Source organism: Micromonospora sp. IBSANI012 (assembly GCF_052814045.1).
Genome location: NZ_CP199933.1, coordinates 1,898,122 through 1,916,969, shown reverse-complemented (window position 1 = coordinate 1,916,969; position 18,848 = coordinate 1,898,122). Strand labels below are relative to the sequence as shown.

The following is an 18,848-nucleotide window of genomic DNA, read 5'->3' as shown; positions in this document are numbered from 1 at the left end:
CGTGATCCTCTGAGCCCGGCCCGCTGCCGCGTTCAGAGGGGGCGCCAGTTCGTCGGATCGGTGGGATCGGCGACCAGGCGGATGGCGGCGGCCAGACGGAGGGCTGCGGCGCGCCCACCCAACGCCTTGAGGCCGGCCGAGGACTCGGAGCCGACGTCGACGACGCAGTCGCGGCAGCCGGGCACCTGCGCGACCCGGTAGGCGCCCAGGCCCTTCGGCCCGTCCATCGCCGTGGCGACCCGGCCGTCCACCCGGAGCCTGGAGCGGCCCAGTTCGCTGCCGTCCCTGCCCCACATCCCGTTGCTCACGCCGATCGAGAGGTCTTGCGGGCTCGCCTGGTCCCCGGTCCCGCCCGGCATGCGGTAGTACGCGGTCGCGTTCAGCCACCTTCCCTCCCAGGTGCGCAGCTCCATGCCGGCCAGCGTGGCACGGGGCGGGACGTCGACCGGCCGGAACGGTACGGTGACACGTTCCTCCTGCCAGGTCAGCCCGGCCGCGATCTGACGCGCGACCTCCTCCGGCCGGGCCATGCTCCGGACGGTGACGGAGATCCAGCCGCCCGGGGCGTACTGCCACGACAGCAGCGCCTGCTGCCGGTCGCCGTGCAGGTACGCCGGATGCCCGTCCACCGACGCGACCGGCCTGCCGGGAGCCTCCTTCGAGGGCACCTGGCCGGTCAGCCCGGAGCCGAGCTGCGGCGAGAAGACGTCCACTCCCCGCGCGCCCATCCGGACCGTGACCGAGCCGGCGACGGCCATCATCGATCCCGGCTCCACCGGGCCGCCCGGCTCCAGCGGGTCGGGCACGTTCGCCTCCGCCGACAGGATCGTGGCGTCGGTGCGGGTCGCCTGGTGGATGGCGCCCGGCGGCACCCACCCGAGCTGGAACGACCGCCGGGTCGGGTCGAACCGCGTGGGCGCCACCGTCGGCGCCCTGCCCCGGGTCGTGACGGGGCCGCCCTGGGCCGCCGTGGATCGGGACGGGGTCGCGACGGCACGGCTCGGGGCGACCCGCTCGGGCGACCGTCCCCCCTCGTCAGCCGGTGTGGCGAAGCCGCCCGGCCCACCCAGCACGGCGGCCGACCCCAGCAGTACGACGGCGGCGACCGCCGCGACGGCGGCCACCGCCGACCGGCGCTGGCGTCGCACCACCCGTTCCCCCGCGACCAGCAGCGATTGCGCCGGCACGCCACCGGCCGGCAGGTCGTCCGCGGCCCGGGCCAACAGCGACCGGACCAGCGTCTCCTCGTCCCGGTTCACCGGTTCACCTCCGTCCCGTCGCCCAGCGGCAGCCGCCGGCGCAGCGCGGCCAGCCCCCGCGCCGTCTGGCTCTTCACGTTCCCGGTCGAACAGCCGAGCACCTCGGCCGTCTGCTCCACGCTGAGGTCGGCGTAGAAGCGCAGCACCAGGACCACCCGCTGGCCGGGCGGCACCGCCGCCAGCGCGGCCCGCACCGCCACCGCGTCCACGACGGACTCGCCCGGGCCGGACGAGCCACCGCGGGACTCGGGCTCGGGTGCCCGCTCGAAGAGCTGCACGCCGAACCAGCGGGAGCGCCGCTCCTGCCGGAACGCGTTGACCAGCATCCGGTGCACGTACGCGCCGACGTCGTCGGCGCCCCGCGCCCGGCCCCACTTCACGTAGAGGCGGGTCAGGGTCTGCTGCACCACGTCGTCGGCCCGGTGCCTGTCACCGGTCAGCAGGTACGCCGTCCGTCGCAGCCTCGGTGTCGCCGCCTCGACGAACTCGACGTACTCCTGCCGTTGCGTGGCATGCATCGACCACTCCCCGTTCCCGGACGCCGGCGTCCTCACCGTACGGATGGGCACGGGGCCCGCAACGGTTGCACGGCTCACGGAAGCCGCCAGGTGCACTCCTCGCCGGGGTGGTCGACCAGCCGCACGGCGGCGGCGAGGGCGAGGGCGCCGTCCGGCCCGCCAAGCGCGGCGAGACCCCGGATGGTGAGCGCCACCACCTCGCCGGCGCACTCCCCGCCCAGCCCACCCACCCGGTACGCCCCGAGGCCGCCCGGCGCCGCGTCCACCGCTCGTCCGGCGGCCGTCGGGCCGGTCCGCACCACGCCGACGGTCAGGTCCTCGTGCGGTCCCGCCGCGCCGATGACCCGGTACCCGCACCGCGCCCGGTGCCACCGGCCGTCGCGCCAGTCGACCACCGTCGTCTCCCAGCGTGCGCCGTCGGTCGGGGCCACGGCGAGGAAGGGCACCCGGGCGGGCTCCTCCGTCCAGACCAGCCCGTCGGCGATCCGCCGCAGCGTCCGCGCCGGGGCGGGCAGATTGGTGCCCAGGACGGTCACCGCCACGCCGGGCTGGTGCTGCCAGGTCAGCGAGGTGTGCCCGTCGTCCGGGTCGGCGTACAGCTGGGCCGTGCGGCCCTGCACGGACACGTCCGGGCCGCGCCGCCAGCCGCGGTGGGTGGCGGAGGTGTCCACGGCGGACCCCACCCGCACCGACAGCACCCGACTGCCGCCCATCGGCCCCGTCACCGGGCCCTCCCAGGCGATCAGGGACCGTTCCCCCCGGTGGCTGGCGCACGTCCGGTGGGTCATCCCGTCGGGCAGCCAGTCCGTTCGGAAGAGCGGCCGCACCAGGTCGAGGTCGTTCCTGCCGTGCATCGGTCGCTCCCCCGCGTCGTCAGCGCTGTCACCCAAGTGATGGCCGTGACGGTGTGAAGGGTTGCACCCGGAAGTGCCGCGGCGCAGCCCCAGCGCGGCCGGCACCTTCCGGGCGGCCGGGGCGACGTTGACCGACACGACGTGCGGCGTGTCGCAGTGACCGGCGGCCGGGGATGCCGCGACACGCCGCATCCGGTGTTGATCAACCGCGACGCACGCCCGGCGGCCAGCCGGTCAGGCCGGGCCCAGGTCCAGCTCGGCGACGACCGGGTAGTGGTCGGAGGCCCGGTCGGCGTCCCCGCCACGGACCACCCGCACCTCGCGGGTCAGCGCCGCGACCGGCGCGGTGCCGAGCAGGTAGTCCAGTCGCATGCCGGCGAACTCCGCCCCGCCGTGCCGGGTCGGCACGGTGAAGCCGGCCGCCTCGGGCGCGCCGGCGGCGCGGGCCGGCCAGAGGTCGACCAGGCCAGCGTGGAGCAGCCGGGTGACGGCCCGGGTGTCCACGGTGCGGCCGTCGCGGCGCAGGTGCCGGCGGCGGTAGTGCATCGGCAGGCCCGCCAGCCGGTCGGTGTGCTGCGCCGTGGGCTCCAGCGTGTTCAGGTCGCCGGCGAGCAGCGCCAGCGGACCGCCGGTACGTCGCACGGCGGCCGCCAGCCAGTCCGCCTCCATCCGTCGCCGGCCCCCGGAGTACGGGTTGAGGTGGGTGCTGAACACCGTCAACGGCCCCTGCCCGGTGTCCACCCGTACCCAGGCGGCGGCGTGGTGGAACGGCCGGCGCACCCGGCCGGCGGCCAGCACCCGCAGCGGCGGGCGGACCAGCACGGCCACCGGCTGCCCGAAGCAGGCTCGGGCCAGGTGGGGACGCATCCCCACCCGGCCCGCCACGTCGTCGAGCAGCCCGCCCCGGTCGAAGCCCCGCAGCTCCTGCAGGGCCAGCACGTCCGGCCGCTGGGCGGTGACCACCCCGACCACGAGGTCCCGCCGGTCGGGCCCGGTGCGGTCCCGACCGCCGGTCCTGATGTTCCAGGTCATCACCCGCAGCATGGGCGGCGTCGTCACTGCGGCCGGGCGGCCTTGGCCAGCTCGTCGTCGAGCTCGCCGGCCTGCTCCGACTCGATGGCCGGCCGGTTGCCCTCGTAGACGTCGGCGTTGGGGCGGACCACCCAGTAGAGAAGCCCGATCCAGAGCGCGCTGAGCAGGATCGCGCCCATGAAGTCCGTCGGGTGGTGCATGCCCCGGTACATCCGGGAGACGGCCACCCCGACCGGCATGATCACGGCCAGCGCCACGAACAGCCAGCGCCACCACCGGTCGGTGCGGACGAACACGATGACGGCGATCGCGGTCCAGAGGCAGATGGTCGCGGCGATGTGCCCGGAGGGGAACGACGACGTCGGCATCTGCCCGTCCAGGTTCTCCACCGGCGGGCGCGGCCGTTCGACCGCGCGGGCGGCGGCGAGGAAGAGGGTCAGCTCGCCGAACATCGCCAGCGCCACGAAGAGCACCGGCCGCCACCGCCGCCAGACCGCCAGCACCAGCGGGCAGAACACCAGCGACACCAGCAGGATCGCGTGGGTGTCGCCGAACTTGCTCCACCACCAGCTCAGGTCGGTCAGCGTGTCGGTGTGCCGCTCGACGAACCAGCGCGGCACCTCGGTGTCGAGGGTGGCGAAGAAGGTGCCCTTGGCGTGGTAGCTGACGAACATGCCGAAGCCGTAGAGCGCGCCGAACACGATCACCCAGCCGACCAGCAGCTCGGCGACGGCGGAGCGGGGGTGCTCCAGTACGTGCTCCTCGGCCGGGGCGGGGCTGATCGCCTCGCCCGCCTCCGGCTCCAGGCCCTCGCTCAGCGGCGGCACGGACCGGCCGCGCTCGCGCCGCCAGAGCCGGAACGCGTACGCGGTGACGCCGAGCCAGGCCGCGCCGAGCAGCCAGCCGGCGAGCACGTCGGAGACGAAGTGCACGCCCAGCGCGATCCGGGTCAGCCCGATCAGGGCCACCAGCACGGCGGCGAGGCCGATCGCCGGTTTGCGCCAGCGCGGCGCCATGGCCGGCAGGAAGACCAGCAGCAGCGCCCCGTACGCGACGAACGACCCGAGCGCGTGCCCGCTGGGGAAGCTGTTGCCCGGGGCGCTGGCGACCGGCACGTCGACCACCGGGCGCAGCCGGCCGACCAGGGTCTTCAGCGACGGGTCGAGGATCAGGCCGCCCACCCCGGTGATGATCAGGTAGACCGCCAGCCGGGACTGGCGGCGGATCAGCAGGCCGATCACGGCGATCGTGACCAGCCAGATCAGCACCGGCCGCCCGCCCAGGTCGGTGACCGCCTGGAGCACGGTGACCAGCGCGTGGTGCCGGGCCACCAGCCCGTTGAACCACTCGGCCACCTCGTGGTCGGCGTGGTAGAGCGGGCTCCACCGGAACCGGACGAGCATCAGCAGCAGGCCGAACCCCACCCCCGCGCCGGCGATGACCAACAGCCCGGCGAGGCTGCGCTCGGCGAAATGGCCGAGCGGCCGTCGCGATGACTCCTTGACCGCGGTCACCTGAACACCTCCCTTGTCTTCTGGCGAGGCGCTGTACCCGATCGGGGCTCCGCGTACACCGGGTGCCGGAAGGGGCGGCTACAGCGAGGTCATCTCGCCGGTGTCGTGCAGCTCCTCGCGCTCGGCCTCGGGCTCCCACAGGTCCGGCTGGGCCGGCTCCTGCACCCCGATCCGCATCGCCTCCAACTGGGCGGCGAAGGCCAGCCCGCCGAAGAGCGCCATGCCGGTGAGGTTGGCCCAGAGCAGCAGGGCCATCATGCCGGTCAGCGCGCCGTAGGTCTGGCCGAACCCGTCGCTGAACGTGACGTACCCGGCGAGCAGCAGGCTGGCCAGCCACCAGAGCGCGGTGGCGATGCCGGCGCCGAAGAAGAGCCAGGACAGGCCGGGCTGGTTGCGGCGGGGCGAGTGCCGGAAGAGCACCGCCACGGCGAGCACGGTCAGCCCGAGGCTCAGCGGCCAGCGGATCACGTCCCAGAAGCCGTGGGCGAACGCGCCCCACTCGTAGTGCCGCTGCACGGAGTCGCCGATCGCCCCGCCGCCGACCAGGATCAGGAAGCCGGCCAGTGCCGGCACGCCGGCGGTCACCGCGAGGACGGCGGCCCGGGCGTACTTGGCCAGGGCCGGGCGGTCCCGCTCCACGCCGTAGATCCGGTTGGCGCCGCGTTCGATCTGGGCCATCGTGGTGGTCAGCGCGACCAGGCCGGTGAGCAGACCGAGGGTCAGCGCCAGCTCGCCGGCCCGCTCGGTGCGCTCGCCGTCGCCGAGCAGCTCGCGGACCACCGACTCGCTCTGCCCGGGGGTGAGGGCCAGCACGGTGTCGGCGACCACCTGGCCGCCCTCCTCCACGCCGAGTTCGCTGATCAGACCGGTCAACGCGATCATGAACGGCACCACGGCCAGGCAGAGCTGGAGGGCGAAAGCCCGGGAGTGGCTGAAGCCGTCGCCGTAGCGGAACCGGATGAAGGCGTCGCGCAGCAGGCACCAGCCGCCCTGCCGGCGCAGGGTGCGCCAGGCGTCGTCGGCGGAGAGGTCGTCCTCCGCCATCAGCCGGGTCTCGGGGACGAGTTTTGTGCTACTCACGGCGCGCCTCCTCGATCAGCCGCTCGCCCCGCTCCGCCGCCGCCTCGGCGTCCATCGACAGGTCGGGGTGGCGCTCGGGGCGCGGCACGCAGAGCCAGAGCGACTGCGGCTTGATCTCGGCGGTCAGCGAGCGCCCGGGCTCGATCAGGTCGCCGTCGAGCTCCCGGGGCTGGGCCCGGTTGCTGGTGATCTGCACCCGGCGGGCCCGGAAGACCTCCATCCGGGGCACGCTGCCGCGCCGGCGCACCAGCGCCCAGCCCATGGCCAGCCAGTGGCGCAGCGCACGGGGGGTGAGCACGGCCACGTCGAGCCAGCCGTCGTCGGGCTCGGCGTCGGTGAGCAGGCGCACCCCGCCCTGGAGCCGGCCGACGTTGGCGACCAGCACGGAGCGGGCCCGGCGGCGCAGCGGCGGCCGGTCGTCGATGCGGATCGAGACCCGCATCGGCCGGTCCCGCAGGTGCTTCGCGGCACCCATCACGTACGCGGGCCAGCCGATGCGCGCCTTGGTCGTCTCGGAGGTGTCCCGGAGCATCTGGGCGTCGAAGCCCATCCCGGCCATCACGGCGAAGTACCGGTCATCGACCGCGCCGACGTCCAGCCGGCGCATCCCGCGCTCCACGGCGACCTGCAGGCCGGCGGCCAGGTCGTTGGAGAGCCCGAGGTTGGCGGCGAGCAGGTTGCCGGTGCCCTGGGGCAACACGGCCAGCGCGGCGTCGGTGCCGACCAGCCCGCTGACGCAGGCCATCACGGTGCCGTCGCCGCCGCAGGCGAAGACCACCTGGGCGCCGGCGGCGACGGCCGCCTCGGTCTGGCCCCGGCCCGGGTCCTCGACCGTGGTCTCGTACCAGGTCGGCTCGGGCCAGCCCGCGGCGGCGAGGGCGTCCTCCACCGTGCGGCGGAACTGGTCCAGATCGGTCACCTTGGAGGGGTTGACCACCACCGCCGAGCGCGGCGGGGCGTCGTCGGCGGTTACCGGGCGCGTCTGCTCTCCACCATCCACGGCGCAAGTGTGCAGCAAGCGGGGCCGGTCAGCGAGCCGACGCGGGGCGACGTTGCACTGGCCGCAATCAGGTTTGAAACGCCACACCACCGGTTGGCCCGCTCGCCGCGGGCCGCCCCCTCGGCAATCTCGGTCACCCGCCGGGCGCGGGTGGCCTCCCGCTTCGCCTGCACGATCCACCCCCGCGGACCGAGAGCCCGGGGGCACCGGGTACCGGTCAGGCCGCCGTCCGCAGCGCCGTCTCGACCCGCCGGCGCAGGTCGTCGAGGTTCAGCCCGGCCTCGGTGAGCACCACGGCGGCGAGGCCGCCGCCCTCGCGCAGCAGCCCGAGCAGGATGTGCTCGGTGCCGATGTGGTGGTGGCGCAGCCGGAGCGCCTCGCGCAGGGAGAGCTCCAGCACCTTCTTGGCCCGGGGGGAGAACCGCCCGTCGTCGTACCGCCGGAAGCCCCAGCGGCGGCGCGGCGCGGGCGCTGCCTCGCGCAGCGCGTCGGGGCCGAAGGACTCCTCGATCCGGGCGACGATGGCGGTGAGGTCGATGCCGATCTCGCGCAGCGCGGCGGCGTCCGCCTCGCCGAGACCGCTGGCGCCGGGCGCGGTGTGCCGGGCGATGGCGGCGCGCAGGTCCTCCGCGCGCACCCCCGCCTCGGTGAGCACCCGGCTGGCCAGCGCGTCGCCGTCGGCGAGGACGCCGAGCAACAGGTGCTCGGTGCCGACCGGCCGCTGCCGCTCGGCCCGCGCCTCGTCGACCGCCCGGTGGACGACCGCACGGGCCCGGTCGGTGAACCGTTCGAACATCACGCCTCCCAGGTTCCTCGGACCGCCGGTCGCCCGGCGTGCTTCTTGTGGACCGCCTGCCGGCTGACCTCGAGCGCGTCGGCGATGTCCTGCCAGGACCAGCCCTGTCGACGGGCGTTGTCCACCTGGACGACCTCCAGCCGTTCGAGGAGCCGGCGCAGGGCGAGCACCGCCCGGAGCCCGACCTTGGGGTCGGTGCTGCCGGCGGCCGCCGCGAGTTCCGTTGCCTGACTCATGTCGTCAACTTACGTTGACACCGCCACTCTGTCAACCCTCGTTGACAACACAGGCGTCCGACCCGGCGCGGACCGACCGCCCGACACGGGCGCCGACGCCCCGACCAGCGGCTTCGACGGTGTTACGGTCCGCTGATGTTCCGCCGCGCCCCGTCCGACCGACCCGAGCCGCTGACCTGCCGTCTTGCCGCCGGGCGGGTCGCGCTCGAGGTCGCCGGCGGCAGCGTGGTCGGCCACCGCTATCCGGCCAACTTCGACGTGCTGCATGTCGATGCGACGCTGCCCTTCGTCGCCGTCGTCGACGGCATGGGCTCCGGCGAGGGCGCCCGGGTGGCCGGCACCACGACGATGACCACCCTGGTCGAGGCGGTCCGCGGTGACTGGCCCGCGGTCGGGGCGCGCGAGCTGCGCGCGGCGGTCGCCGACGCCCGCTCCCTGGTCCGCGCCGCCGGCGCGCGGCTGACCGAGCTGACCGGCTGCACGCTGACCGCCCTGCTGGTCGAGCCGGACGGCGAGCAGGCCTGGCTCGTCCAGCTCGGCGACTCGCGGGCGTACCGGCTGCGCGACGGCGTGCTGGAGCTGATGACGGTCGACCACACGGCCGCCTGGCTGGGGCTGCTGCACGGCTGGTACCGGGCCGGCTCCGCGGAGGCCGCCCGGGCCCGCTACCAGCTGCTGCGCTACGTCGGCCACCCCGACAACCCGGACGCGGACCTGCTCGCCGTGCCGCTGCGGGTCGGCGACACCTGGCTGCTCTGCACCGACGGGGTGAGCGACCAGGTCGACTACCACCGGATGCGGGAGGCCCTGGCGGGGGGCGACCCGAAGCGGGCGGTGCGCAGCCTGCTGACCAGCAGCCTGGCCGAGGGCGGGGAGGACAACGCCACCGCCGTGGTGCTCCGGGTCCGGCCCGGCGCCGAGGGTGACGGCGAACACGCTTGACGGTCTGACGTTCTGTGCAACATTGTCAGCATGTCGAACCGGTTGGAGGCGATCCTCGCCGCCGCGTACGAGTGCTTCACCCGGCACGGCGTGCGGCGCACGACGATGGACGACATCGCGGCCACCGCCGGAATGTCCCGCCCCGCCGTCTACCAGTACGTCCGCAACAAGGACGACGCCTACCGACGACTGGCCGAACGGCTCTTCGCCGACTCCCTCGCCCAGGCCCGCCGGGCGGCCACCGCGCCCGACGCCGACCTGCGGCAGCGGCTGCACGACGTGCTCGCCGCCAAGCTCGAACTCACCCTCCGGCTGCACCGGGAGAGCCGGCACGCCGCCGAACTCCTCGACACCAGCACCCGGCTCACCGGCGACCTCGCCGAGGCGTACACCCGGGAGCTGACCGACGTGGTCGCCGGCGCGCTCGCCGACGCCGCCGGGCCGCGCGCCCGCGCCGTCGCCGACGTGCTGGTCGCGCTCACCCGCGGCCTGGAGGCCGACCTCACCGACCCCGACCTGCCCCGGCGACGGCTGCGCGAGGGTGTCGCGCTCCTCGTCGCCGGCCTCGCCCACCCGGGAGCCCCCGCATGACCACCTCCGTCCTGATCACCGGCACCTCCTCCGGCATCGGCCGCGCCACCGTCCGCCAGCTCGTCCGCCGCCCCGAGTTCACCGTCTACGCCACCGCCCGCAAGGTCGAGGCCATCGCCGACCTCGCCGACAGCGGCGCCCGGCTGCTCCCCCTCGACGTCACCGACGAGGAGTCCATGCGGGCCGCCGTCGCCGCCGTCGAGGCCGCGCACGGCCAGGTCGACGTGCTGGTCAACAACGCCGGCTACGGCGAGTACGGGCCGATCGAGGAGGCCCCGCTGGACCGGGTCCGGGCCCAGTTCGAGACCAACGTCTTCGGGCTCAGCCGGCTCACCCAGCTCGTGCTGCCCGGCATGCGCCGGGCCGGCCGGGGCCGGATCGTCAACGTCAGCTCGATGGGCGGCCGGCTGGTCTTCCCCGGCGGCGGCTACTACCACGCCAGCAAGTACGCGGTGGAGGCGATCTCCGACGCGCTGCGCCAGGAGGTGCGGCCGTTCGGCATCGACGTGGCGGTCGTCGAGCCCGGTCTGATCCGGACCGGGTTCGGGGCGGTGGCCGCGAAGTCGCTCGGCGCGGGCGACGGCCCGGCCGGGCCGTACCGGACGATGGTCGCCTCGGTCGACGCGGCGATGGCGAAGTCCTACGCCAACCCGATACTGGCCGCGACGCCCGAGACGGTGGCCCGGGTGATCGAGCGGGCGGTGACCGCCCGCCGCCCCCGCACCCGCTACCTGGTCACCGCCGCCGCCTGGGCGATGGTGCACACCCGCCGGCTGTTCGGCGCGCGGGTCTTCGACGCGGTGGCCCGGCTCCAGTTCCGCTGAGCCGCCCGGCGGCGCGCCGATCGGGCCCGGCGCGCCGCCGCCCGGTGTGCCGATCCCGGCCCGCCCGGGTGGCGGCGCGACTAGCGTCGGTGGGGTCGGCGCGGCCGTACCGTGCGGGGCGCCCGGGAGGTGAGCCGGATGACCGGATCCGCCGGCGCGCCGGTGGTCGCCGGCATCAGCGTGTTGCCGCAGGCCATGGAGGTCGTCCGGGAGGCGACCCGGGCCGCCGCCGCGCACCGCCGGGACCTCGTCCTGCTGCACGCCTTCAACTGGCAGGCGGCGTTCGAGGCGACCTCGGTCGCCGAGCCCCGCGCCGAGGCCGAAGAGATGATCGCCCGGGCCGCCGCGACCGCCGCCGAGATCGAGCCGGCGGTGTCGGTCAGCGGCGAGATCGTCGAAGGCCGCCCGCTGGACGCGCTGATCCGCCGCTCCGAGTCGGCGTTCCTGGTGGCCGTCGGCGACGGCGGCATGACCACGTGCGGGGACTGCGTACCCGCCGACGCGCCGGCGGTGCAGCTCGCCGCCCGCGCCGGCTGCCCGGTGCTGGTGGTCCGCCGCGAGCCGCCCGTCGCCGGGCCGGTGTTGGTCGGGGTGGACGGGTCGGCCAGTTCGCGGACGGCGCTCGACTTCGCCTTCGACTGCACCGCCCGCCGGGAGGCCCGGCTGCTCGCGGTGCGGGTCGTCGAGCCGGGACGGGCCGACGACGGCGACGACGTGCTCATCGAGGCGGTGGCCGAGGTCGGGCGGCGCTACCCCGGCGTCGCGGCGGAGTGCCACACCGTCCGCGGCGACCCGGGCGCCGTCCTGGTCGAGCAGTCGCGGTCGGCCCAGCTGGCGCTGGTCGGCGCCCGGGGCGACGAGCCGTGGCGCGGCATGCTGGGCGCGGTGAGCCAGACCCTGCTCTACCACGCGCCGTCGCCGGTCATCGTGGTCCGTGGACTGACCGCCACGCCACCGGACGGGCCGTGACGCCCCCCGGTCCCGGGACCAACGGCCCTGATCCACTCGCACCCGGCCGGGTCAAGCTGGACAGGCCCCGGGTGATATCCGCCTTCGGGCTGCAGAAGTCCCCGACGCGCGAGAGGCTATTGCAGCATGGACACCGCTCTCGACCTGCACAGCCCACTGACCGAAGACGAGCTGCGCCGGCTGGACGCCTACTGGCGGGCGGCTAACTATCTCACCGTCGGGCAGATCTACCTGCTCGACAACCCGCTGCTCCGCGAGCCGTTGCAGCCTGAGCACGTCAAGCCACGGCTGCTCGGCCACTGGGGCACCAGCCCGGGTCTCAACCTGCTCTACGCCCACCTCAACCGGGTCATCGTCAACCGTGACGTGTCGGCCATCTACGTCACCGGCCCCGGCCACGGCGGCCCGGCCCTGGTGGCGAACACCTGGCTGGAGGGCACCTACAGCGAGCTCTACCACGCGGTGAGCCAGGACGAGCGGGGCATGGCCCGGCTGTTCCGCCAGTTCTCCTTCCCCGGCGGCATCCCGAGCCACGTGGCACCGGAGGTGCCGGGTTCGATCCACGAGGGCGGCGAGCTGGGGTACGCCCTGAGCCACGCGTACGGCGCGGCCTTCGACAACCCGGACCTGCTGGTCGCCTGCGTCATCGGCGACGGCGAGGCGGAGACCGGGCCGCTGGCGGGCAGCTGGCAGTCCAACGTCTTCCTCAACCCGGCCCGCGACGGGGCGGTGCTGCCCATCCTGCACCTCAACGGCTACAAGATCGCCAACCCGACGGTGCTGGACCGGATCCCGACCGACGACCTGCTGGAGCTGATGCACGGCTACGGCCACCAGCCGTACGTCGTCGCCGGCGACGACCCGGCCACCGTGCACCAGGCCCTCGCCGCCACGCTGGACCGGGCGGTCGACGAGATCGCCGAGATCCAGCGGCGGGCCCGCTCCGGCGGCGCCGTCGAGCGCCCCCGCTGGCCGATGATCATCCTCCGTACGCCGAAGGGCTGGACCGGTCCCCGCGAGGTCGACGGCAAGCGGGTCGAGGGAACCTACCGGGCCCACCAGGTGCCCGTCTCCGAGGTACGCACGAACCCGGAGCACCTCGCCGAGCTGGAGCGCTGGCTGCGCAGCTACCGGCCGGAGGAGCTCTTCGACGCCACCGGCGCCCCGGTCGCCGAACTGGCCGCCCTGCCGCCCCGGGGCGACCGCCGGATGAGCGCCAACCCGGTGACCAACGGCGGCCGGGTGCTGCGTGACCTGGAGCTGCCGGACTTCCGGGACTACGCGGTCGACGTCAAGCAACCGGGTGAGCCGATGGCCGGGGCGACCGGCGCGCTGGGCCCGTGGGTGCGCGACGTGATCGCCGCCAACCCGCAGACCTTCCGCCTCTTCGGCCCCGACGAGGTCGCCTCCAACCGGCTCGGCGCCGCCTTCGAGGTCACCGACCGGACGTTCGTCGCCGACACCTCCGGCGCCGACGACCACCTCTCCCCCGACGGCCGGGTGATGGAGGTGCTCTCCGAGCATCTGTGCCAGGGCTGGCTGGAGGGCTACCTGCTCACCGGCCGGCACGGCATCTTCACCAGCTACGAGGCGTTCATCCACATCGTCGACTCGATGGTCAACCAGCACGCCAAGTGGCTCAAGGTCACCCGGACCATCCCCTGGCGGGAGCCGCTGCCCTCGCTGAACTACCTGCTCTCCAGCCACGTGTGGCGGCAGGACCACAACGGCTTCTCACACCAGGACCCGGGCTTCATCGACCACGTGATGAACAAGAAGGCCGAGGTGGTGCGGGTCTACCTGCCGCCGGACGGCAACACGCTGCTCTCCACCATGGACCACTGCCTGCGCAGCCGGCACTACATCAACGTGGTGGTCGCCGGGAAGCAGCCGGCGCCGAACTGGCTGGCCATGGAGGAGGCGATCCAGCACTGCCGGCGCGGCCTCGGCATCTGGGACTGGGCCAGCACCGACGAGGGCAGCGAGCCGGATGTGGTGCTGGCCTGCGCCGGCGACGTGCCCACCCTGGAGACCCTCGCCGCGGCGGACCTGCTGCGCCAGCACCTGCCCGCACTGAAGGTGCGGGTGGTCAACGTGGTCGACCTGATGCGGCTCCAGCCGCCGTCGGAGCACCCGCACGGGCTGCCGGACAGCGAGTTCGACACCATCTTCACCCGCGACAAGCAGGTCATCTTCGCGTATCACGGCTATCCGTGGCTGATCCACCGGCTCACCTACCGCCGCACCAACCACGACAACCTGCACGTGCGCGGATACAAGGAGGAGGGCACCACCACCACGCCCTTCGACATGGTGATGCTCAACGACCTGGACCGCTTCCACCTCGTCATCGACGTGATCGACCGGGTGCCCGGGCTCGCCTCGCGCGCCGCCCACCTGCGCCAGGACATGGTCGACGCCCGGCAGGCCTGCCGGGACTACACCCGCCGGTACGGCGAGGACGACCCCCGGGTCGCCGAGTGGCGCTGGATCCGCGAGACCGAACCCGCCCTGCGCGGCGGGCAGTGAACCGGCCGGCCGGCAGGGGAAGGTGAGCACGATGAGCGACGACGAGATCCTCGTCGGCTACGACGGTTCCACCGACGCCACCCTGGCCCTGGACTGGGCGTTGGACGAGGCGCAGCGCAGCGGCCGGCCGGTCCGCCTGGCGTACGTCTTCGAGTGGCTGACCGTGGCCGGCTGGATCGGCCCCGGGGTGGCCCCGGGGATCTGGCCCGACGAGACCGCCCGACGGCAGGTCGAGGAGCTGGTCCACAAGGCCGCGGCCGACGCGGTGGCCCAGCGCCCGGGCACCACCGTGCACGGCGAGGTGTACGACGGGCCGCCCGCCCTGGTGTTGCAGGAACGCTCCGCCGACGCCGGGCTGCTGGTGCTGGGCAGTCGCGGGCACGGCGGCTTCGCCGGCCTGCTCACCGGCTCGACCGCCGTCGCGGTGACCGCCCACGCGCACTGCCCGGTGGTGGTGGTCCGCGCCGGGCAGGCCACCGGGCCGGGACCGGTGGTGGTCGGCGTCGACGGCTCCGAGTCCTCCCGGGTGGCGCTCGGCTTCGCGGTGGAGAGCGCCGCGCAGCGCAGGGTGCCGCTGCGGGTGGTGCGGGTCTTCGCGCCACCCGCCGGGCGGTGGCGGCCCTCGGACCAGGACGAGCAGGCCACCGTCGCCGGGGAACGGGCCGCGGTCGAGGAGTCCCTCGCCCCGTGGCGGAACACCTTCCCGGACGTCGACGTCGACATCGAGGTCGCGACCGGCAACCCGGCCGCCGCCCTGGTCGAGGCCAGCCGGGGCGCCCAGCTCGTGGTGGTGGGCAGCCGGGGCCTGGGCGGGCTGCGGGGGATGCTGCTCGGCTCGGTCAGCCAGCAACTGCTCCAGCACTCGTCCTGCCCGGTCGTCGTGGCCCGGGAACGCTGACGGTCCCGGCGCGCGGCACCGGCCCGGTCCGGTCCGACGCCGGTTGCGGCGTGTCGCGGCCTCCCCTGGGCGGGACAGCGCGACACGCCGCATCCGGGGTGTCGCTCCCGCCGCCGGCGACGGGATGCCGGAGGAAGCGGGCGTCGGGCGCGCTGGGCCTGCGTACGCTGCGCCGGATCCGGGGATGACGAAGGATGGAGCCGTGACCCACCACCGCGACTGCCGGGGTGGGGCACATGGGGAGAAACGGAAAGGTCGTGACGATGAGCCACGAGACGCCGGGACAGGACCGCCCGCTGACCACCGCCCTCGCGGAGGCCGCCGCGACCGCCGGCTACGCCCCCTCGGTGCACAACACGCAACCGTGGCGCTGGCTGGTGCTACCCGACGCCCTGGAACTACGGATCGTCCGGGACCGTCAGCTGACCGCGACCGACCCGGAGGGGCGGCTGCTGGCGATCAGCTGCGGCGCGGCGCTGCACCACGCCCGGCTCGCGCTGGCCGCCGAGGGCTGGACGGCCGTGGTGGAGCGGCTGCCCGACCCGGCGCAGCCGGACCTGCTGGCCCGACTGACCGGGCTGGACCGGTCCGGCGCGGACGCGGACGCCATGCGCATGGTGCAGTGCATGCAGGTACGGCACACCGACCGGCGACCGGTCAGCGACGAACCGGTCCCGACTGCCGCGATGGGTGAGATCAGCCGGGCGGTCGCCGCCGAGGGCGCCAACCTGCAGATCCTCGACTCCGACCAGGTGATGGAGCTGGCCGCTGCCGCCTCGCACGCCGGCACGGTCGAGGCGAAGGACCCGCAGCTACGCGAGGAGCTGGAGTACTGGACCAGCCGGGCCGACGGCGGCACGGGGCTGCCGCCGGAGGTGCTGCCCGAGCAGCAGCCGCAGACCACCGTCCCGGGCCGCGACTTCGGCCGCGCCGGCACCCTGCCGATCGGCCCCGGCCACGACAAGGCCGCCGTGTACGGCCTGCTCAACGGCGACGAGGACGAGCCGGACTGCTGGCTGCGCGCCGGCGAGGCGCTCTCCGCGCTCTGGCTGACCGCCACCCGCCTCGGCGTGTCCGTGGTGCCGCTCTCCGTCGTGGTGGAGGTGCCCGGCACCCGGCAGACGCTGCGCCAACTGCTCAGTGGGCTCGGCTTCCCGTACCTCGTGGTGCGGCTGGGGATCGCGGACCCGGCGCACGCGGGGCCGCCGCACACCCCGCGGCTCCCCATCGAGCAGGTGGTCGACACCTCGGCGGTCCGCGGCCAGCGCTCCTGACCATCTCGTGCCCGCGGCCGCGCGGGCGATAGCATCGCCTGCGTGGCCGCCAGCACACCGACGCCCCGCAACGAGCCGCTCGCTCCCTCGCTGGGGCTGAGCCCGCTGTCCCGGGTACGCCTCGACGAGCTGCTCCAGGAGATGCTCGACCGGGTCGGCGAGGTGGTCACCAGCCGGGAGCGGCTGCGCGCCCTGCTGGACGCGGTGGTGGGCATCGGCTCCGACCTCGACCTGCGCAGCACCCTGCAACGGATCGTGCAGTCGGCCTGCGAGCTGGTCGGCGCCCGCTACGGCGCGCTCGGCGTGATCGGGCCGGACCGGCTGCTGCACGACTTCATCATCCACGGCATCAGCGACGAGCTGCACGCCAAGATCGGCGACCTGCCGCACGGACGCGGCGTGCTCGGCCTGCTGATCGACGAACCGCGCCCGGTGCGGATGCCGGACATCACCCAGCACCCGAAGTCGTACGGGTTCCCACCGCACCACCCGCCGATGCACAGCTTCCTCGGCGTGCCGGTCCGCATCCGCGACCAGGTCTTCGGCAACCTCTACCTGGCCGAGAAGCAGGGCGCCGCGGAGTTCACCGAGGACGACGAGGAGATCGTGGTCGCGCTCGCCGCCGCGGCCGGCGTCGCGATCGAGAACGCCCGCCTCTACGCGCTGGCCCACCGGCGGGAACGCTGGCTGGCCGCCACCGCCGAGATCACCTCGGTGCTGCTCGGCGAGGTCCGCCGCACCGACGCGCTAACCCTGGTCGCCCGGCGGGCCCGGGAGGTCGCCGAGGCGGAGCTGGCCCTGGTGCTGCTCTACGACGAGGATGCCGGCCAGTTCACCGTCGAGGTGGTCGACTCGGCCGTAGGCGCCGACCGGCAACTGGTCGGCGCGGTGCTGCCGGCCGCCGAGACCAGCTTCGCCGGCCCGGTCACCGAGCACCGGCACGAGCTGGTGGACAACCTCGCCGAGGCCGCCCCCTGGCCGGCGCCGGTGGTCGCCGGCCCCGCCGTGGTGTCCCCGCTCGCCGCGGCGGACACCCTGCACGGCGTGCTGGTGATCGCGCACCGACCGGACTCCGCGCGGACCGTCGACGACGACGTACGGCTGCTGAGCAGCTTCGCCGGCCAGGCCGCGCTCGCCATGGAGCGGGCCCGCGGCCAGGAGGAACGGGAGCTGCTGGTGGTGCTGGAGGACCGCGAACGGATCGCCCGCGACCTGCACGACGTGGTGATCCAACGGCTCTTCGCCACCGGCCTGCAACTGCAGAGCGCCGCCCCGATGAACGCCCGGCCCGAGGTCGCCAAGCGGATCAACGCGGCCGTCGACGACCTCGACGCCACCATCCGGGACATCCGGCGGACCATCTTCGAGCTGCGCACCCCGATGAGCGCGGCACTGCGCACCGAGATCCGGGAGGCCATCGACCTGGCCACCGAGTCGCTCGGCTTCCGCCCGGCCGTGGAGCTGGACGGGCCGATCGACAGCGCCGTGCCGGAACCGGTCCGCCCCGACCTCACGGCCGTGCTCCGCGAGGCGCTGTCCAACGCCGTCCGGCACGCCGAGGCCAGCCGGGTCTCCGTCGCCATCCGGGTCGACGCCGGGCGGGTCGCGCTCACCGTCACCGACGACGGCGTCGGCTGCGACCCCGCCGCCGCGCGCGGCGGGCTGGTCAACCTGCGCGAGCGCGCCGAGCGGCACGGCGGCGAGTTCCAGGTACGCCCGGCGCAGCCGCACGGCACCGAGCTGTTCTGGTGCGTCCCGCTGCGGGACTGACCCCGGTCCGGCCGTCCGCCCCGAGCCTTCCCGACGTGGCGGGCGCTCCGGGGCGGCCCGTCCCGGCGCGCGCTCAGTGGGTCTTGCCGAGCAGACGGGTGGCGAGCACCGCCGCCTGGGTCCGCCGCTCCAGACCGAGCTTCGCCAGCACGCTGGAGACGTAGTTCTTCACGGTCTTCTCGGCCAGGAACATCTTGCCGGCGATCTCCCGGTTGGTCAGCCCCTCGGCCACGTACTCCAGGATGCGGCGCTCCTGCTCGGTGAGCGTCTTGAGCTCGCGGGGCTGCTCGACGCCGCTGCGGATGCGCTCCAGCACCCGGGTGGTGATCGCCGGGTCGAGCAGCGACTGGCCGGCCGCCACCCGGTGCACCGCGTCCACCAGGTCGGTGCCGCGGATCTGCTTGAGCACGTAGCCGGCCGCCCCCGCCATGATCGCGGCGAAGAGCGCCTCGTCGTCCTCGTACGAGGTGAGGATCAGACCCTTGATCGAGGAGTCCACGGCCCGGATGTCCCGGCACACGTCGATGCCGTTGCCGTCGGGCAGTCGGGCGTCGAGGATCGCCACGTCCGGCCGGAGGGCCGGAATGCGGCGGGCCGCCTCCTGCGCGGAGCCGGACTCGCCGACCACTTCGATGTCGCCGCTGCTCTGCAGCAGGTCGGCAAGGCCACGACGGACGACCTCGTGGTCGTCGAGGAGGAACACCCGAATCATCCCTCGTTTCTACCCGCCCCGGCCGCGCCCCGCACGGGCCGAAGGTCCCC

General features: G+C 74.6%; 17 protein-coding genes and 2 pseudogenes. 8 read left to right on the top strand and 11 right to left on the bottom strand.

The genetic code is table 11. From position 1 onward, the window contains the following. Positions 1-32 precede the first annotated feature (32 nt). The 10 genes and pseudogenes from ACTWM8_RS09020 to ACTWM8_RS08975 form a co-directional block, all read right to left on the bottom strand. Entirely contained in the window at positions 33-1,259 is a 1,227-nt protein-coding gene (locus tag ACTWM8_RS09020) for a hypothetical protein (protein WP_446213392.1), read from the bottom strand. Next, entirely contained in the window at positions 1,256-1,777 is a 522-nt protein-coding gene (locus ACTWM8_RS09015; RefSeq protein ID WP_446213391.1) for a SigE family RNA polymerase sigma factor, read from the bottom strand. Before ACTWM8_RS09015 ends, ACTWM8_RS09020 begins: the two co-directional genes overlap by 4 nt. Positions 1,778-1,851: 74 nt before the next feature. Continuing rightward, positions 1,852-2,631, bottom strand: coding sequence for a hypothetical protein (locus tag ACTWM8_RS09010; protein ID WP_446213390.1), 780 nt, complete (start codon positions 2,629-2,631; stop codon positions 1,852-1,854). 234 nt (positions 2,632-2,865) lie between these two features. Beyond that, positions 2,866-3,675 (bottom strand): endonuclease/exonuclease/phosphatase family protein, encoded by an 810-nt coding sequence (locus ACTWM8_RS09005; RefSeq protein ID WP_446213389.1) that lies wholly within the window; start codon positions 3,673-3,675, stop codon positions 2,866-2,868. Positions 3,676-3,686: 11 nt separating this feature from the next. After that, the gene (locus ACTWM8_RS09000) at positions 3,687-5,177 is read right to left on the bottom strand and encodes a phosphatase PAP2 family protein (RefSeq protein WP_446213388.1); all 1,491 of its coding nucleotides are present in this window, start codon (positions 5,175-5,177) and stop codon (positions 3,687-3,689) included. Positions 5,178-5,255: 78 nt separating this feature from the next. Beyond that, entirely contained in the window at positions 5,256-6,257 is a 1,002-nt protein-coding gene (locus ACTWM8_RS08995; protein ID WP_446213387.1) for a YihY/virulence factor BrkB family protein, read from the bottom strand. After that, on the bottom strand, positions 6,250-7,257 hold the full coding sequence (locus ACTWM8_RS08990) for a diacylglycerol/lipid kinase family protein (RefSeq protein WP_446213386.1): 1,008 nt from the start codon (positions 7,255-7,257) through the stop codon (positions 6,250-6,252). Before ACTWM8_RS08990 ends, ACTWM8_RS08995 begins: the two co-directional genes overlap by 8 nt. 244 nt (positions 7,258-7,501) lie before the next feature. Further along, a pseudogene (locus ACTWM8_RS08985) lies at positions 7,502-7,678 on the bottom strand (Clp protease N-terminal domain-containing protein); the annotation flags it as partial. Positions 7,679-7,915: 237 nt separating this feature from the next. Continuing rightward, positions 7,916-8,053 (bottom strand): annotated as a pseudogene (locus tag ACTWM8_RS08980) (Clp protease N-terminal domain-containing protein); the annotation flags it as partial. Next, positions 8,053-8,289, bottom strand: a complete 237-nt coding sequence (locus ACTWM8_RS08975; protein ID WP_088963234.1) for a helix-turn-helix domain-containing protein — start codon at positions 8,287-8,289, stop codon at positions 8,053-8,055. The gene ACTWM8_RS08975 and the pseudogene ACTWM8_RS08980, both read right to left, overlap by 1 nt. Before the next feature lie 135 nt (positions 8,290-8,424). On the opposite strand from ACTWM8_RS08975, the gene ACTWM8_RS08970 reads away from it, so the two are divergent. The 8 genes from ACTWM8_RS08970 (at position 8,425) to ACTWM8_RS08935 (ending at position 18,086) form a co-directional block, all read left to right on the top strand. Then, complete coding sequence (locus tag ACTWM8_RS08970) at positions 8,425-9,231, top strand: PP2C family protein-serine/threonine phosphatase (protein ID WP_446213385.1); 807 nt, start codon at positions 8,425-8,427, stop codon at positions 9,229-9,231. A 30-nt stretch (positions 9,232-9,261) separates the two neighbouring features. Continuing rightward, entirely contained in the window at positions 9,262-9,822 is a 561-nt protein-coding gene (locus tag ACTWM8_RS08965) for a TetR/AcrR family transcriptional regulator (RefSeq protein WP_446213384.1), read from the top strand. Beyond that, positions 9,819-10,646 (top strand): oxidoreductase, encoded by an 828-nt coding sequence (locus tag ACTWM8_RS08960; RefSeq protein ID WP_446213383.1) that lies wholly within the window; start codon positions 9,819-9,821, stop codon positions 10,644-10,646. Before ACTWM8_RS08965 ends, ACTWM8_RS08960 begins: the two co-directional genes overlap by 4 nt. Before the next feature lie 138 nt (positions 10,647-10,784). After that, entirely contained in the window at positions 10,785-11,615 is an 831-nt protein-coding gene (locus tag ACTWM8_RS08955; RefSeq protein ID WP_446213382.1) for a universal stress protein, read from the top strand. A 126-nt stretch (positions 11,616-11,741) separates the two neighbouring features. Continuing rightward, the gene (locus tag ACTWM8_RS08950; RefSeq protein ID WP_446213381.1) at positions 11,742-14,144 is read left to right on the top strand and encodes a phosphoketolase family protein; all 2,403 of its coding nucleotides are present in this window, start codon (positions 11,742-11,744) and stop codon (positions 14,142-14,144) included. 31 nt (positions 14,145-14,175) lie between these two features. Beyond that, positions 14,176-15,042 (top strand): universal stress protein, encoded by an 867-nt coding sequence (locus ACTWM8_RS08945; protein WP_446213380.1) that lies wholly within the window; start codon positions 14,176-14,178, stop codon positions 15,040-15,042. Positions 15,043-15,305: 263 nt separating this feature from the next. Further along, positions 15,306-16,316: an Acg family FMN-binding oxidoreductase gene (locus tag ACTWM8_RS08940; protein ID WP_446213379.1), complete on the top strand. Its 1,011-nt coding sequence runs from the start codon at positions 15,306-15,308 to the stop codon at positions 16,314-16,316. A 96-nt stretch (positions 16,317-16,412) separates the two neighbouring features. Then, positions 16,413-18,086, top strand: a complete 1,674-nt coding sequence (locus tag ACTWM8_RS08935; RefSeq protein WP_446214507.1) for a GAF domain-containing protein — start codon at positions 16,413-16,415, stop codon at positions 18,084-18,086. 73 nt (positions 18,087-18,159) lie between these two features. On the opposite strand, the gene ACTWM8_RS08930 is transcribed toward ACTWM8_RS08935, so the two are convergent. Beyond that, complete coding sequence (locus ACTWM8_RS08930; protein ID WP_154942955.1) at positions 18,160-18,798, bottom strand: response regulator; 639 nt, start codon at positions 18,796-18,798, stop codon at positions 18,160-18,162. Positions 18,799-18,848: the final 50 nt, after the last annotated feature.

What these genes read in the sequence shown, in the direction of transcription:
- ACTWM8_RS08960 (WP_446213383.1), top strand. Translation starts at nt 9,819, where the DNA reads ATGACCACCTCCGTCCTGATCACCGGCACCTCCTCCGGCATCGGCCGC.
- ACTWM8_RS08965 (WP_446213384.1), top strand. Translation starts at nt 9,262, where the DNA reads ATGTCGAACCGGTTGGAGGCGATCCTCGCCGCCGCGTACGAGTGCTTC.
- ACTWM8_RS09015 (WP_446213391.1), bottom strand. Translation starts at nt 1,777, where the DNA reads ATGCATGCCACGCAACGGCAGGAGTACGTCGAGTTCGTCGAGGCGGCG.
- ACTWM8_RS08975 (WP_088963234.1), bottom strand. Translation starts at nt 8,289, where the DNA reads ATGAGTCAGGCAACGGAACTCGCGGCGGCCGCCGGCAGCACCGACCCC.
- ACTWM8_RS09005 (WP_446213389.1), bottom strand. Translation starts at nt 3,675, where the DNA reads ATGCTGCGGGTGATGACCTGGAACATCAGGACCGGCGGTCGGGACCGC.
- ACTWM8_RS08955 (WP_446213382.1), top strand. Translation starts at nt 10,785, where the DNA reads ATGACCGGATCCGCCGGCGCGCCGGTGGTCGCCGGCATCAGCGTGTTG.
- ACTWM8_RS09010 (WP_446213390.1), bottom strand. Translation starts at nt 2,631, where the DNA reads ATGCACGGCAGGAACGACCTCGACCTGGTGCGGCCGCTCTTCCGAACG.
- ACTWM8_RS08945 (WP_446213380.1), top strand. Translation starts at nt 14,176, where the DNA reads ATGAGCGACGACGAGATCCTCGTCGGCTACGACGGTTCCACCGACGCC.
- ACTWM8_RS08930 (WP_154942955.1), bottom strand. Translation starts at nt 18,798, where the DNA reads ATGATTCGGGTGTTCCTCCTCGACGACCACGAGGTCGTCCGTCGTGGC.
- ACTWM8_RS08970 (WP_446213385.1), top strand. Translation starts at nt 8,425, where the DNA reads ATGTTCCGCCGCGCCCCGTCCGACCGACCCGAGCCGCTGACCTGCCGT.
- ACTWM8_RS08940 (WP_446213379.1), top strand. Translation starts at nt 15,306, where the DNA reads ATGAGCCACGAGACGCCGGGACAGGACCGCCCGCTGACCACCGCCCTC.
- ACTWM8_RS08950 (WP_446213381.1), top strand. Translation starts at nt 11,742, where the DNA reads ATGGACACCGCTCTCGACCTGCACAGCCCACTGACCGAAGACGAGCTG.